Source organism: Peterkaempfera griseoplana (genome assembly GCF_001418575.1).
Lineage (GTDB): Bacteria > Actinomycetota > Actinomycetes > Streptomycetales > Streptomycetaceae > Peterkaempfera > Peterkaempfera griseoplana.
Genome location: NZ_LIQR01000259.1, coordinates 1 through 13,705, shown reverse-complemented (window position 1 = coordinate 13,705; position 13,705 = coordinate 1). Strand labels below are relative to the sequence as shown.

Annotated in this window: 11 protein-coding genes and 1 pseudogene; 9 read left to right on the top strand and 3 right to left on the bottom strand. The window is 74.1% G+C overall.

Going from position 1 to position 13,705, the window contains the following annotated elements:
• Window positions 1-15: 15 nt before the first annotated feature.
• Complete coding sequence (locus AOK09_RS19475) at window positions 16-1,176, bottom strand: NADH-quinone oxidoreductase subunit D (protein WP_055588486.1); 1,161 nt, start codon at window positions 1,174-1,176, stop codon at window positions 16-18.
• Entirely contained in the window at window positions 1,173-2,213 is a 1,041-nt protein-coding gene (locus tag AOK09_RS19470) for an SAM-dependent methyltransferase (protein ID WP_055588485.1), read from the bottom strand. Before AOK09_RS19470 ends, AOK09_RS19475 begins: the two co-directional genes overlap by 4 nt.
• Before the next feature lie 167 nt (window positions 2,214-2,380).
• On the opposite strand from AOK09_RS19470, the gene AOK09_RS19465 reads away from it, so the two are divergent.
• The 3 genes from AOK09_RS19465 (at window position 2,381) to AOK09_RS19455 (ending at window position 6,150) form a co-directional block, all read left to right on the top strand.
• A complete protein-coding gene (locus AOK09_RS19465; protein ID WP_055588484.1) occupies window positions 2,381-3,589 on the top strand; it encodes a sensor histidine kinase in 1,209 nt (402 codons plus the stop codon).
• Between the two features lie 21 nt (window positions 3,590-3,610).
• Window positions 3,611-4,300, top strand: a complete 690-nt coding sequence (locus AOK09_RS19460) for a response regulator (protein ID WP_055588483.1) — start codon at window positions 3,611-3,613, stop codon at window positions 4,298-4,300.
• A gap of 140 nt (window positions 4,301-4,440) precedes the next feature.
• Window positions 4,441-6,150 (top strand): proline--tRNA ligase, encoded by a 1,710-nt coding sequence (locus AOK09_RS19455; RefSeq protein WP_055588482.1) that lies wholly within the window; start codon window positions 4,441-4,443, stop codon window positions 6,148-6,150.
• 46 nt (window positions 6,151-6,196) lie between these two features.
• Here the strand turns inward: AOK09_RS19455 and AOK09_RS19450 are convergent, their stop codons facing one another.
• Window positions 6,197-7,327 (bottom strand): threonine aldolase family protein, encoded by a 1,131-nt coding sequence (locus AOK09_RS19450; protein WP_055588481.1) that lies wholly within the window; start codon window positions 7,325-7,327, stop codon window positions 6,197-6,199.
• 142 nt (window positions 7,328-7,469) lie between these two features.
• Here AOK09_RS19450 and AOK09_RS19445 point away from each other — a divergent pair, with 142 nt between their 5' ends.
• The 6 genes and pseudogenes from AOK09_RS19445 (at window position 7,470) to AOK09_RS19420 (ending at window position 13,412) form a co-directional block, all read left to right on the top strand.
• The gene (locus tag AOK09_RS19445) at window positions 7,470-8,429 is read left to right on the top strand and encodes a Rossmann-like and DUF2520 domain-containing protein (RefSeq protein ID WP_055588480.1); all 960 of its coding nucleotides are present in this window, start codon (window positions 7,470-7,472) and stop codon (window positions 8,427-8,429) included.
• Window positions 8,426-9,286 carry a pantoate--beta-alanine ligase gene (gene panC / locus AOK09_RS19440; RefSeq protein WP_063796010.1) on the top strand — a complete coding sequence of 287 codons (861 nt, stop codon included), beginning with the start codon at window positions 8,426-8,428 and terminating at the stop codon, window positions 9,284-9,286. Before AOK09_RS19445 ends, panC begins: the two co-directional genes overlap by 4 nt.
• Window positions 9,287-9,330: 44 nt before the next feature.
• A pseudogene (gene panD, locus AOK09_RS19435) lies at window positions 9,331-9,726 on the top strand (aspartate 1-decarboxylase); the annotation flags it as partial.
• 163 nt (window positions 9,727-9,889) lie between these two features.
• Window positions 9,890-11,557, top strand: a complete 1,668-nt coding sequence (locus AOK09_RS19430; RefSeq protein ID WP_055588478.1) for an L-aspartate oxidase — start codon at window positions 9,890-9,892, stop codon at window positions 11,555-11,557.
• Window positions 11,558-11,595: 38 nt separating this feature from the next.
• Window positions 11,596-12,531, top strand: a complete 936-nt coding sequence (nadC, locus tag AOK09_RS19425) for a carboxylating nicotinate-nucleotide diphosphorylase (protein ID WP_055588507.1) — start codon at window positions 11,596-11,598, stop codon at window positions 12,529-12,531.
• A 92-nt stretch (window positions 12,532-12,623) separates the two neighbouring features.
• Entirely contained in the window at window positions 12,624-13,412 is a 789-nt protein-coding gene (locus tag AOK09_RS19420; protein ID WP_055588477.1) for a type III pantothenate kinase, read from the top strand.
• The last annotated feature ends 293 nt before the right edge of the window (window positions 13,413-13,705 follow it).

The window sequence follows — 13,705 nt, the reverse complement described above, 5'->3', positions numbered from 1 at the left end:
GTGGGCCCGGGCGGCCTACTTGTCGATGTCGCCGACCACGAAGAACATCGAGCCCAGGATCGCCACCATGTCGGCGACCAGGGTGCCGGGCAGCAGCTCGGTCAGGGCCTGGATGTTGTTGTACGAGGCGGACCGCAGCTTCAGCCGCCACGGCGTCTTGTCGCCCCGCGACACCAGGTAGTAGCCGTTGACGCCCAGCGGATTCTCGGTCCAGGTGTAGGTATGCCCCTCCGGGGCCTTGAGCACCTTGGGGAGCCGCTGGTTCACCGGCCCCTGCGGCAGCTCCGCCAGCCGGTCCAGGCAGGCGTCCGCGAGGTCCAGCGAGACATGGGTCTGCTCCAGCAGGCACTCGAAGCGGGCCAGGCAGTCGCCCTCCTCGCGGACCGCCACCCGCAGCACGTCGGAGAGCTCCCCGTACGCCAGGTACGGCTCGTCGCGCCGCAGGTCGAAGTCGACCCCCGAGGCTCGGGCGATCGGCCCGCTCACCCCGTAGGCGTGCACCAGCTCCGGTGCCAGCACCCCGACGCCGGCGGTGCGGCCGCGGAAGATCTCGTTGCCCAGCACCAGGTCGTCGATCCGGCCCAGCTGCGAGCGGACCTGGGCGACGGCGGCCCGGACCCGGCCCAGCCAGCCCGCGGGCAGGTCCTCCTTGAGGCCGCCGACCCGGTTGAACATGTAGTGCATCCGCCCGCCGGAGGCCTCCTCCATGACGTGCTGGAGCGTCTCGCGGCTCTCGAAGGCGTAGAAGACCGGGGTGATGCCGCCCAGCTCCAGCGGGTAGGAGCCGAGGAACATCAGATGGTTGAGCACCCGGTTGAGCTCCGCCAGCAGGGTCCGCGCCCAGACGGCCCGCTCGGGCACCTCCATGCCGAGCATCCGCTCGACGGAGAGCACCACGCCCAGCTCGTTGGCGAACGCCGACAGCCAGTCGTGCCGGTTGGCCAGCATGATGATCTGCCGGTAGTCGCGGGCCTCGAACAGCTTCTCCGCGCCGCGGTGCATATAGCCGATCACGGGCTCCGCAGCCACGATCCGCTCACCGTCCAGCACCAGCTTCAGCCGCAGCACCCCGTGTGTCGACGGGTGCTGGGGGCCGATGTTGAGCACCATGTCGCTGGTGCCGAACTCGGTGACGTTCTCCGCACCGGAGCCGATGCCGACCGTGGTCTCCCTCATGACCGGCAAGTCTGCCACTCCCGGGCGCCCCGTAGGCCCTCCGGTACCGGCATACGGACCGCCTGAACCAGCCAGCCGAAGCCGCCCAGCCCCGCCGGGTCGGTCAACTCGGCGCCCTCACCGGCGGAACCCAGCGCCCGCAGATATGCGGCGGGGTCGGTGGAGGCCAGCGACAGCGGTGGACGGGCGCCGCCCACCCCCAGTGCCCGCAGCGCCTCGCGCTGGGTCGTCCACAGGCTGTGGACGGCGCCGGCCGCCTCCCCGGCGGCGGCGCAGGAGTCCAGCGCCACATGCGCGGTCACATCGCAGGAGCCGTCCGGTACGGGGCGCACCTCACGCCCGGCGCGGAAGCCCGCGAGTGTGCCGAACGGAGGCCTGGCGTCCGCGCCGTGGGCGTAGTCCACGGCCACCGCCAGCCCGCGCTCCAGCGAACGCACCGCGGCCGCCCAGGCGGCGTCGCGGCTGCCGCCCAGCTCCACCCGGAAGCCCTCCTCCAGCGGGCCGGGCCACCAGCGGGCCGCCCACTCGGCGTCCGCACCCGCCAGCGGCCCGCCGGGCTGCTCCGCTCCGCTCGAAGGGTCCACCAGCACCTGCCGCAGCACCCCGTGGGCGTCGGCCTCGGCGATGTCCAGCGGTACGTTGTCCAGCCACTCGTTGGCGAACAGCAGCCCCGTGACCCCGGCCGGCGGCTCCGTGCACCAGACCACCTCCGCCGCCGTCCCCGCGGGACGGTCCGCGACCTCCACGGCGTACGGCCGCAGCCGGTCCGCCACCGCCTGGTAGTCCCTCCGTACCGCGTCCAGCACCCCCTGCAGCAGCTCGCCGCGCCCGGCGCCGACGTCCACCAAGGCGAGTTCCGGGGGCCTGCCCAGTTCCTCGTCCACCTGCGCCAGCAGCCGTGCCACCGCCTCCGCGAACCGCGGCGAGGCGTGCACCGAGGTGCGGAAGTGGCCCGCCGGGCCCTCCGGACGGCGGTAGAAGCCACCGTCCCCGTACAGCGCGTGCTGCATGGCCGCGCGCCAGCCCGTCCAGCTCATGCACGGCACGTTACCGGCCCGGCCGGGCCGTTCTCCGCGCCCCGGCCCCGGGGCCGCTCTGCGGGTTTCCCCGGTGCACCGTCCGTACCGCTCTCCGACTTGCGGAGTAGAGCGGATCGCCCTGCCGGTGGACCAGAGCCCCCGCTGCGGCTGCCTAGGCTGGAAGGGTGCAGCAGCTCTACTCCTGGCTCCGCAGACACCCCACGACGGTGGACACCGCGTGGGCGCTGCTGGTGCTGGGCGTGAGCCTGCTCAGCGGCCCCGGCAACGCCGGGTTCGGCTACTCCGGCGGCACCTACGCCGTCTTCGTGCTGACCCTGGCCGGGCTGATGGCGCTGCGCCGGAGGGTGCCGGACGCGGCCCTGGTGGGTGGTGTGCTGGTCGGGGTGTTCCAGCTGGTGGCCGACTGGACGCCCAATGTCGCCGACGTGGTGCTGCTGGTCCTCGCCTACACCGCGGCGGCCTTCGGCTCCCGCTGGGCCTCCCGGACGGCCATGGCCGCCGGACTGGCCGCCGGTCCGCTCGCCGTGTGGCGGTTCGGGACCTCCGACCCCAACGTCCCGCAGCCCGGCCAGACGGTCCTGGTCAGCGTGCTGCTGTCGGCGCCGTTCGTGCTCTCCTGGGCGCTCGGCCGGCTGACCCGGATCCGGCGGGCGTACTACGCGGAGCTGGAGGACCGGGCCGCCCGGCTGGAACGGGAGCGCGACGCCCGGGCCAAGGTCGCGGTCGCCGCCGAACGCGCCCGGATCGCCCGCGAGCTGCACGACGTGGTGGCCCACAACGTCTCGGTGATGGTGGTCCAGGCCGACGGCGCCGCCTATGTGCTGGACGGCTCCCCGGAACAGGCCAGGGAGGCGCTGGCGACCATCGCCGCCACCGGCCGCCAGGCGCTGGACGAGATGCGGCGGCTGCTGGGCGTGCTGCGCACCGCGGAGCCCGGCGCGGGGGAGTACGTCCCGCAGCCCGGGGTGGAGCAGCTGCCCGATCTGCTGGAGCAGGTCCGCGGCGCGGGGCTGGCCGTGGACTTCACCCTGGAGGGCAGTCCGCGCCCGCTGCCGCGGGGCGTGGAGCTGACCGCCTACCGGATCGTGCAGGAGGCGCTCACCAACGTCCGCAAGCACGGCGGCCCCGACGTCCGCGCCGACGTCCACATCCGCTTCGGCGACGGGACGGTGGACGTCCTGGTCGAGGACGACGGCCGGGGGGCCGCCGCGGAGCTGTACGAGCGGGGCGGCGCCGACGGCCAGGGGCACGGGCTGATCGGCATGAGGGAGCGGGTCGGCATGGTCGGCGGCCGTCTGGACGCCGGGCCGCGACCCGGAGGAGGCTTCCGCATCCGTGCCGTACTGCCGCTCAAAACCGTGACCGCGGTCTGACACCCGGAGGAACCGCCACCCATGACGATCCGCGTGATGCTCGTCGACGACCAGGAGCTGCTGCGCACCGGGTTCCGGATGGTGCTGCAGTCGCAGGGGGACATCGAGATCGCCGCCGAGGCCGGCGACGGCGCCCAGGCGCTGGAGGTGCTGGCCGCGGCGGAGGTCGACGTGATCCTGATGGATGTGCGGATGCCCCGCATGGACGGGGTGGAGGCGACCAGCCGGATCTGCCTCGACCCGGACGGCGCCCCCCGCGCCGGCGCGCCCCGGGTGCTCATCCTCACCACCTTCGACCTGGACGAGTACGCCTTCGCCGCGCTCAAGGCGGGGGCCAGCGGGTTCCTGCTGAAGGACGTGCCGCCGACCGAGCTGGTCGCGGCGATCCGGGCGGTCCACGCCGGTGACGCGGTGGTCGCCCCCACCACCACCCGCCGGATGATCGACCGCTTCGCGGATGTGCTGCCCGGCCCGCAGCCGTCCGCCGGCACCCCTGTGCTGGCCCGGCTCACCGACCGTGAGCGGGAGGTCTTCCTGCTGGTCGCGCAGGGGCTCTCCAACGGGGAGATCGCCTCCCGGCTCACCCTCTCCGAGGCCACCGTGAAGACCCATGTGGGCCGCATTCTGGCCAAGCTGGACCTGCGCGACCGCGTCCAGGCGGTGGTCCTCGCCTACGAGACGGGTCTGGTCCGGGCGGGCGGGCCGGTCTGAGCGGCGGTCGGCGGCCCGCCGACCGGCGAGATCACGCAGGTCGGGGCGGGTGCCGGAGCTAGACTGCGGCTTTCGTCGCCCCTTCGCAGGGAGGCCCCCGCCGGGGGCTCCCCCCACCCGAGAGGTCGGTCACCGGTCCCATGCGCTGGTCCCAGCTGTACGCCCCCACACTTCGCGAGGACCCGGCGGACGCGGACGCGGTCAGCCACCGGCTGCTGGTGCGCGGGGGGTTCGTCCGGCAGCTGATGGCCGGCCACTACTCGCTGCTGCCGCTCGCGGTACGGGTCCGGTCCAAGATCGTCGACATCATCCGGGAGGAGATGACCCGGATCGGGGCGCAGGAGTTCGTCCTGCCCGCCCTGCACCCGGCCGAGATCTGGCAGCGCAGCGGCCGCTGGGAGGTGATGGGCGAGGAGATGTTCCGGCTGCGGGACCGCAAGGGGGCCGACCTGGCGCTCGGTATGACGCACGAGGAGATCTTCACCGTGCTCTCCCAGGAACTGCGGTCCTACCGGGACCTGCCGCAGATCTGGTACCAGTTCCAGACCAAGTTCCGCGACGAGGCCCGCCCCAAGAGCGGCCTGCTGCGGGTGCGCGAGTTCACCATGAAGGACGCCTACAGCTTCGATGTCGAGGCCACCGGCCTCGACCGCGCCTTCGACCTGCACCGGGGCGCCTATGAGCGGATCTTCGCCAGGCTGGGGCTGCCCGCCGTCGCGGTGCAGGCCTCCAGCGGCTCCATGGGGGGCAGCGCCTCGGTGGAGTTCATGTGCCCCTCGGAGGCAGGCGAGGACCTGGTGGTCCGCTGCCCGGAGTGCGGCTACGCCGCCAACACCGAGAAGGCCACCTCCGCCCTGCCCGAGGTGACCGACGGCCCGGGACCGGACACCCCGGAGCGGTTCGCCACCCCCGACGCCCGCACCATCGACGAACTGGCGCGGCTGCACGGCGTCCCGGCGGAGCGCCAGATCAAGACCCTGGTGTACGCGGTGGACGGCCGGCTGACCCTGGTGCTGCTGCGCGGCGACCACACCCTGGTCGAGCAGAAGCTGGTCGACACCCTGGGCGCCACCGCGGTGCGCCCGGCGACCCCCGAGGAGATCCAGGCGGCGCTGGGTGCCTCCCCGGGCAGCCTCGGCGCGGTCGGTGTCCCCGCCGGACTGCCGGTGGTGGCCGACGAGTCGCTGCGCGGCCGTACCAGCATGTCCACCGGCGCCAACACCGACGGTTTCCATCTGCGGGGCGTCGCCGTCGAGCGGGACATCGCGGTGCGGCAGTGGGCGGACCTGCGCGAGGTGTCGACGGGCGAGCCGTGCCCGGACTGCGGCGCCGGGCTGGAGGTGGTCCGCACCATCGAGGTCGGCCATATCTTCAAGCTCGGCCGCAAGTACACCGAGACGCTGGGTGTCTCGGTGCTCGGCCCGGAGGGCGACCGGGTGGTCCCCGTCATGGGCAGCTACGGCATCGGGGTGGAGCGGGCGCTGGCCGCCGTGGTGGAGACGCACCACGACGAGCAGGGCATGGTGTGGCCGGTGGCGATCGCCCCCTTCGAGGTGGCCGTGGTGGTCCTCGGCAAGGGCGACGTCCAGGTCACCGAGGCGGCCGAGACCCTGTACGCGGAGCTGCGGCGGGAGCGGATCGATGTCCTGCTGGACGACCGCGACGAGCGGCCCGGGGTGAAGTTCCGCGACGTGGAGCTGGTCGGCATCCCCTTCCGGGTCACGGTCGGCGCCCGCGGACTGGCCAACGGCACGGTGGAGATCACCACCCGGGCCGGCGGCGAGACCCGCACCGTGCCGCTCTCCGACGCGGTGGGGCACATCCGCGGGCTGGTCACCGCCGCCGGCTGAGGCGGGGCCGCCGGCCGTCCCGGCCGGCGGCGGCCCGTCCGCGGCCTCAGCGGCCGGGCTCGGCGGACAGACGCTCCAGCAGCGCCGCCGCGGCGTCGGCGACCTCGCCGGGCGTCCACTCCAGGGCGGACGAGGCCACCGTGACCTCGGTCATGGACAGCCCCGGGAGCGGGCCGTCCCGCCAGCCGCCGAACAGGGCCCGCCCGGTCTCCTCGGCGAGGCGCAGCCCGGCCGCGGCGAGGGTGTCGGCGGGGTACGGCAGCCAGAGCTGGAACTGGTGGGTGTGCGGCGGCTCGGGATGCACCCGGGCCCCGGGGACGCCCGCGAAGGCCCCGGCCAGGGCGGCCGCCACCGGCCCCGCGTGGGCGACGTACTCCGCCAGCCGGGGCAGCTCCCGGTCCAGCCCCAGCTGCGCGGCCAGGGCGGTCGGCCACTGCTGGTACAGCTGGCCGCCGTAGCGGTGCCGCCAGGCGCGGCACTGGCCCGCCAGATCGGCGGAGCAGGCCACCGCGGCGCCGGAGAGACCGCCCAGGGACTTGTAGAAGGAGACATAGACCGAGTCGGCCAGTCCGGCGATCTCCGGCAGGGTGCGCCCGAACCAGGCCGGGGTCTCCCACAGCCGGGCCCCGTCGAAGTGGACCACGGCCTCCCGTTCGCGTGCCGCGTCCACCGCCCCGCACAGCTCGTCCCAGGTGGGCAGCACAAAACCGGCGTCGCGCAGCGGCAGTTCCAGCATCAGCGTGCCGAAGGGCTCCCCCAGCGCATGCACCTCGGCCGCGGTGGGCAGCCGGGGCGCGGTGGTGGGCCAGACGCTGCGCAGGCCGGTCAGCTGCGCGTAGGCGTGCCGCTCGTGCACCTCCGGGTGGGAGAGCGGGTGCATCGCCACGGTGCCGTTGCCGGTGCGCTCCGCCCAGCAGCGCAGGACGACCTGCTGGGCCATGGTGCCGGTGGGGAAGAAGACCGCGTCCTCGAAGCCCAGCAGCTCGGCCACCCGCTGCTCCAGCCGGGCCACCGGTCCGTCGCCGTAGACGTCGGGCAGGCCGTCCAGCTGGTAGGGGTCACCCTCCGCCGCGGCCAGCTCCGCCAGTCGCTCCCGCATCGTCCGGGTGGGTTGCTGGGACAGCACCCTGGTGCAGCCGCGCAGCACCGCGGCCCGTCTCTCGCGCTCCTCGTCCATGCGGCAGATCATCCCCCACCAGCGGGCCTGTGGGGCCCGACACAGGCGGCGGGGGTGCCCGGGCGGCGGTACTTCCGTACGATGACGGGGTACGTCCGGTACCCGAAGCGGACTGGAACGGATTGAAGGTCGACGCAGAGCGATGAACGCACCCGACGACGGGACGGGCGCCACGGGGCTGCCCGAATTCGAGTTCGGCGACCCCGCCGATCCCGGCAACCGGCCGGCCCGGCTGGCCGTGGGCGTGGTCGGCACCGGACGGGTGGGCCCGGCGCTGGGCGCCGCGCTCCAGCTGGCCGGGCACCGGGTGGTCGCGGCCTCCGGGGTCTCCGCCGCGTCCCGCCGCCGTGCCGAGAACCTGCTCCCCGGTGTGCGGATGGTGACGCCTCCTCAGGTGATGGCCGCCGCGGACCTGGTGCTGCTCACCGTCCCCGACGACGCACTGGCCGACCTGGTGTCCGGACTGGCCGCCACCGGCGCGGTACGCCCCGGACAGCTGCTGGTGCACAGCTCGGGCGCGCACGGTGTGGCGGTACTGGAGCCGGCGACCAGGGCCGGGGCGCTGCCGCTGGCGCTGCACCCCGCGATGACGTTCACCGGCACCACCGTGGACGTGGCCCGGCTGGCCGGATGCCCGTTCGGAGTGACGGCGCCGGAGGAGCTGCGGCCGGTCGCGGAGGCGCTGGTGGTGGAGATGGGCGGGGAGCCGGAGTGGGTGCCGGAGGAGGTGCGGCCGCTCTACCACACCGCTCTCGCCCATGGCTCCAACCACCTGGTCACCCTGGTCGCCCAGGCTCAGGAGCTGCTGGCCGCCGCCGGGGTGGCCGAGCCGGGCCGGATGCTGGGCCCGCTGCTGGGGGCCGCCCTGGACAACGCCCTGCGCAGCGGCGACGCGGCGCTCACCGGACCCGTCGCCCGGGGCGACGCCGGCACCGTACGGCGTCATCTGCAGCAGTTGCGGCGGGTCTCCCCGCAGGCGCTGGAGGCGTACCGGGCGATGGCGCGGGCCACCGCCGACCGGGCGCTGGCTGCAGGGATGCTCAAGGCGGACGCGGCGGAGGCGCTGCTGGATGTGCTGGCCGACGACCGGAAGGACGGATGATGACGGAGCTGCTGCACACCGGCGGGGAGCTGCGCCGCAGGCTCGCGGCGAGCACGGGCGGCCGTGGCGTGGTGATGACCATGGGCGCGCTGCACCAGGGCCATGCGACGCTGGTCCGCGCCGCCCGGGAGCGGCTGGGTCCCGAGGGCACCGTGGTGGTCACCGTCTTCGTCAACCCGCTGCAGTTCGGCGCGGGCGAGGATCTGGACCGTTATCCGCGCACCCTGGACGCCGACCTGCAGCTCGCCGCGGAGGCCGGCGCCGACGTGGTCTTCGCCCCCTCCGTGGAGGAGGTCTACCCGGGCGGTGAGCCGCAGGTGCGGATAGCCGCCGGGCCGATGGGGGAGCGGTACGAGGGCGCCTCCCGCCCGGGGCACTTCGACGGCGTCTGCACGGTGGTGGCGAAGCTGCTCCACCTCACCTCGCCCGATGTGGCGTTCTTCGGGGAGAAGGACGCCCAGCAGCTGGCGGTCGTCCGGCGGATGGCCACCGACCTCAACTTCCCGGTGGAGATCGTGGGGGTGCCCACCGTCCGGGAGGCCGACCAGGTCGCCCTCTCCAGCCGCAACCGCTATCTCTCCGAGGCGGAGCGGATCTCCGCGCGGGAGCTGTCGCGGGCGCTGCTGACCGGCGCCGAGGCCGCGCCGAAGGGGCCCGCGGAGGTACGCCGGGCGGCCCAGGCGGTGCTGGACGCCGCCGCCGGGGCGGAACCCCCCGTGGTGCTGGACTACCTCGCGCTGATCGACCCGGCGGACTTCACCGAGGCGGCCGAGGGCCACGCCGGTGAGGCGGTGCTGGCGGTCGCCGCCAGGGTGGGCACCACCCGGCTGATCGACAACGTACGGATCCACTTCTAGCCAGAGCCGTCCCAGGCATGCACTCACTTCAGGAGGCGTGACCCATGCTCCGCACCATGCTCAAGTCCAAGATCCACCGCGCCACGGTCACCCAGGCCGACCTGCACTACGTCGGCTCGGTCACCGTCGACCAGGACCTGCTGGACGCCGCCGACCTGCTCCCCGGCGAGCTGGTCCACATCGTCGACATCGACAACGGCGCCCGGCTGGAGACCTACACCATCGCCGGGCCGCGCGGCACCGGGGTGATCGGTATCAACGGCGCGGCGGCCCGGCTGGTGCACCCCGGCGACCTGGTGATCCTCATCGGCTACGGCCAGATGGAGGACGCCGAGGCGCGCGCCTACGTGCCCCGTGTGGTCTTCGTGGACGCCGACAACCGGATCACGGGAATGGGCGGCGACCCCGCGGAGGCTGTCCCCGGGAGCGACACCGTGCGCGGCGACACCTTGCGCGGCGGTACCGCACGGCCGGCCGCCGCCCGGGGCACCGCCGCGCACGCCGCCGCCCACATCCCGGCCCCCGGATCCCCGGCGGACCACGAGGCGTACGGTGACCTGGAACACGGCGCGGTACGCACCGCCCACTGACACGGAGCCACCCATGCCAGCGACCCACAGACTGACCGCCCCGGCCCCGGGCTGGACCGCCACGACCGATGTCGTGGTGGTCGGCTCCGGAGTGGCCGGCCTCACGGCCGCGCTGCGTGCGCGCGCCCTGGTGGGCCGGGTGATGGTGGTCACCAAGGCGATGCTCGACGACGGCTCCACCCGCTGGGCGCAGGGCGGCATCGCCGCCGCCCTGGGCGAGGGGGACACCCCGGAGCAGCACCTGGACGACACCCTGGTGGCCGGGGCCGGGCTCTGCGACGAGGAGGCCGTGCGCGTCCTGGTCACCGAGGGTCCGGACGCGGTCCGCAGGCTGATCGCCACCGGAGCCGCCTTCGACACCGGCACCGACGGCGAGATCCTGCTGACCCGCGAGGGCGGCCACCACCGCCGCAGGATCGCCCACGCGGGCGGCGACGCCACCGGCGCCGAGATATCCCGCGCCCTGGTCGCCGCCGTCCGCCGGGACCCCGCCATCGAGGTGGTGGAGCACGCCCTGGTGCTGGACCTGCTCACCGACGCCGACGGCCATGCGGCCGGCCTCACCCTGCATGTGATGGGCGAGGGGCAGCGCGACGGCGTGGGCGCGATCCGTGCCCGTGCGGTGGTGCTGGCGACCGGCGGCATGGGGCAGGTGTTCTCCGCCACCACCAACCCGGCGGTCTCCACCGGCGACGGTGTGGCGCTGGCGCTGCGCGCCGGCGCCGAGGTGGCCGACCTGGAGTTCGTGCAGTTCCACCCCACCGTGCTCTGGCTGGGGCCGGACGCCGAGGGCCAGCAGCCGCTGGTCTCCGAGGCGGTACGCGGGGAGGGCGCCCACCTGGTCGACGCGGACGGGGTCCGCTTCATGGTCGGGCAGCACGAGCTGGCCGAGCTGGCGCCGCGGGACATCGTCGCCAAGGGCATCACCCGCCGGATGCAGCAGACCGGCGCCGAGCACATGTACCTGGACGGGCGGCACTTCGGCGCCGAGATGTGGGAGCAGCGTTTCCCCACCATCCTGGCCTCCTGCCGCTTGCACGGCATCGACCCCGTCACCGGGCTGATCCCGGTGGCCCCGGCCGCGCACTACGCCTCCGGCGGGGTCCGTACCGACCTGCGCGGCCGTACCACCGTCCCCGGTCTGTACGCCTGCGGCGAGGTGGCCTGCACGGGCGTGCAGGGCGCCAACCGGCTGGCCTCCAACTCCCTGCTGGAGGGCCTGGTCTTCGCCGAGCGGATCACCGCCGACCTGGCGGCCCGCAAGGCGGCGGGCGACCTGCCGGAGCGGACCCCGGTCGCCGCCGGAACGCCCGTGGTGCCGCTGCCGGCCCCGGAGGCCCGCGCCGAGATCCAGCGGCTGATGACCTCGGGCGCCGGCGTGCTGCGCTCGGCCGCCTCCATGCGGCACGCCGCCGAGGGCCTGGCCGCACTGGCCGCCCAGGCCCGGGACCGGCTGGCCGAGGAGAAGCCCGCCGACCCCCGGGTGGAGACCTGGGAGGCCGCCAACCTCCACCTGGTGGCCACCGCCCTGGTCAACGCCGCGGCGATGCGCGAGGAGACCCGCGGCTGCCACTGGCGCGAGGACTTCCCCGACCGTGACGACGCCCACTGGCGGCGCCACCTCATCACCACCCTGGATGCCGCCACCGGCGCCCCCGTCACCGCCCCCGAGGAGCAGTGAGCACTGTGTCGCACGACCATCACTTCGAAGAGCTGCCCATGGCCGGAGGCTGCGGGGAGGGCTGCGCCTGCGGCGACGGGGAGGCGTACGAGAGCGGCCTGGACCCGGCGCTGGCCCAGCTGCTCGCCGACGCGGGCCTGGACCCGGTGGAGGTGGAGGACATCGCCACGCTGGCCCTCGCCGAGGACCTGGCCGGCGGCGAGGACGTCACCTCCACCGCCACGGTGCCCGCCGACGCCGTCGCCACCGCCGACTTCACCGCCCGCACCGCGGGCACCGTGGCCGGGCTGCGGGTCGCCGAGGCGCTGATCTCGCTGGTCTGCGAGGACGAGTTCGAGGTCGAGCGGCATGTGGAGGACGGCGCCCGGGTCGAGGGCGGCCAGGTGCTGCTGTCGGTGCGCGGCCGCACCCGCGACCTGCTCACCGCCGAGCGCAGCGCCCTCAACCTGCTCTGCCACCTCTCCGGCATCGCCACCGCCACCCGTGCCTGGGCCGACGCGGTGGAGGGCACCGGTGCCGCGGTGCGCGACACCCGCAAGACCACGCCGGGGCTGCGTGCCCTGGAGAAGTACGCGGTGCGCTGCGGCGGCGGGGTCAACCACCGGATGTCGCTCTCCGACGCCGCGCTGGTGAAGGACAACCACGTGGTGGCGGCAGGCGGGGTCGCCGAGGCGTTCCGTGCGGTCCGTGAGGCCTACCCGGACCTGGCGGTGGAGGTGGAGGTGGACACCCTGGAGCAGATCCCGCCGGTGCTGGAGGCCGGCGCCGACCTGATCCTGCTGGACAACTTCACCATGGGCGAGCTGAAGGAGGCCGTCCAGCTGGTGGCCGGCCGGGCCCGGCTGGAGGCCTCCGGCGGGCTGACCCTGGCCGACGCCCGCGAGGTGGCGCAGACCGGCGTGGACTACCTCGCCGTCGGCGCGCTCACCCACTCCGCACCGGTGCTGGACATCGGCCTGGACCTGCGTTCCTGACCCGCCCGACCATCCCGGCCCATCAGCACCGGCCCATCAGCACCGGCCCATCAGCACCGGCCCATCAGCCCCGAGCCTTCAGGACCGACCCCATGCTGCTCACCATCGACGTCGGCAACACCCACACCGTGCTCGGCCTCTTCGACGGTGAGGACATCGTCGAGCACTGGCGGGTCTCCACCGATCCGCGCCGCACCGCCGACGAGATGGCCGTGCTGATGCAGGGGCTGATGGGTGCTCACCCGGTGCTGGGCGAGGACGCGGTGGACGGGCTGGCGATCTGCTCCACCGTGCCGTCGGTGCTGCACGAGCTGCGCGAGGTGACGCGGCGTTACTACGGCGACGTCCCCGCGGTGCTGGTGGAGCCGGGGGTGAAGACCGGGGTGCACGTCCTGATGGACAACCCCAAGGAGGTCGGCGCCGACCGGATCGTCAACGCCCTTGCCGCCAACCATCTCTACGGCGGCCCCTGCATCGTGGTGGACTTCGGCACCGCGACGACCTTTGACGCGGTGAACCAGCGGGGCGACTACGTCGGCGGTGCCATCGCCCCCGGTATCGAGATCTCGGTGGACGCCCTGGGGGTGCGCGGCGCCCAGCTGCGCAAGATCGAGCTGGCCCGGCCGCGCAGCGTGATCGGCAAGAACACCGTGGAGGCGATGCAGGCCGGCATCCTCTACGGATTCGCCGGCCAGGTGGACGGTGTGGTGGGCCGGATGGCCGCCGAGCTGGCGGACGACCCGGACGACGTCCAGGTGATCGCCACCGGCGGTCTGGCGCCGCTGGTGCTGGGGGAGGCGCACTCGATCGACGAGCACGAGCCCTGGCTCACCCTGATCGGGCTCCGGCTGATCTACGAGCGCAACAAGACGGCGTCCTGATGTGCCGTCAATAAGGGCCGCTAAAGGGCCGGATAGCCGGTCGTATCACCGCACTATCCGCCAATCGGGACACAACTCGCGTCATTGCCACTGAAACCGGCAAATCCGACGTAGTGTCAAGTCATGCCTACGCCACACGGGTCGCGCGGCGGCATGGCCTTCAGCGCCGACGAACTGCGGGTGCTGCGCCATGCCCTCGCCCAGGTCCTGCACCCCGCCGCCCCGTCGCGGATCGGCGGGCTCGGGACATCCTGGGCCGCCGACGTGTGGACCGAGGACGTCCAGGACTTCCT

Bases quoted from the DNA above. Each gene is read 5' to 3' on its own strand.
- AOK09_RS19430 (WP_055588478.1), top strand. From the start codon at position 9,890: ATGCCAGCGACCCACAGACTGACCGCCCCGGCCCCGGGCTGGACCGCC.
- panC (WP_063796010.1), top strand. From the start codon at position 8,426: ATGATGACGGAGCTGCTGCACACCGGCGGGGAGCTGCGCCGCAGGCTC.
- AOK09_RS19445 (WP_055588480.1), top strand. From the start codon at position 7,470: ATGAACGCACCCGACGACGGGACGGGCGCCACGGGGCTGCCCGAATTC.
- AOK09_RS19455 (WP_055588482.1), top strand. From the start codon at position 4,441: ATGCGCTGGTCCCAGCTGTACGCCCCCACACTTCGCGAGGACCCGGCG.
- AOK09_RS19420 (WP_055588477.1), top strand. From the start codon at position 12,624: ATGCTGCTCACCATCGACGTCGGCAACACCCACACCGTGCTCGGCCTC.
- AOK09_RS19450 (WP_055588481.1), bottom strand. From the start codon at position 7,327: ATGGACGAGGAGCGCGAGAGACGGGCCGCGGTGCTGCGCGGCTGCACC.
- AOK09_RS19470 (WP_055588485.1), bottom strand. From the start codon at position 2,213: ATGAGCTGGACGGGCTGGCGCGCGGCCATGCAGCACGCGCTGTACGGG.
- nadC (WP_055588507.1), top strand. From the start codon at position 11,596: ATGGCCGGAGGCTGCGGGGAGGGCTGCGCCTGCGGCGACGGGGAGGCG.
- AOK09_RS19460 (WP_055588483.1), top strand. From the start codon at position 3,611: ATGACGATCCGCGTGATGCTCGTCGACGACCAGGAGCTGCTGCGCACC.
- AOK09_RS19475 (WP_055588486.1), bottom strand. From the start codon at position 1,176: ATGAGGGAGACCACGGTCGGCATCGGCTCCGGTGCGGAGAACGTCACC.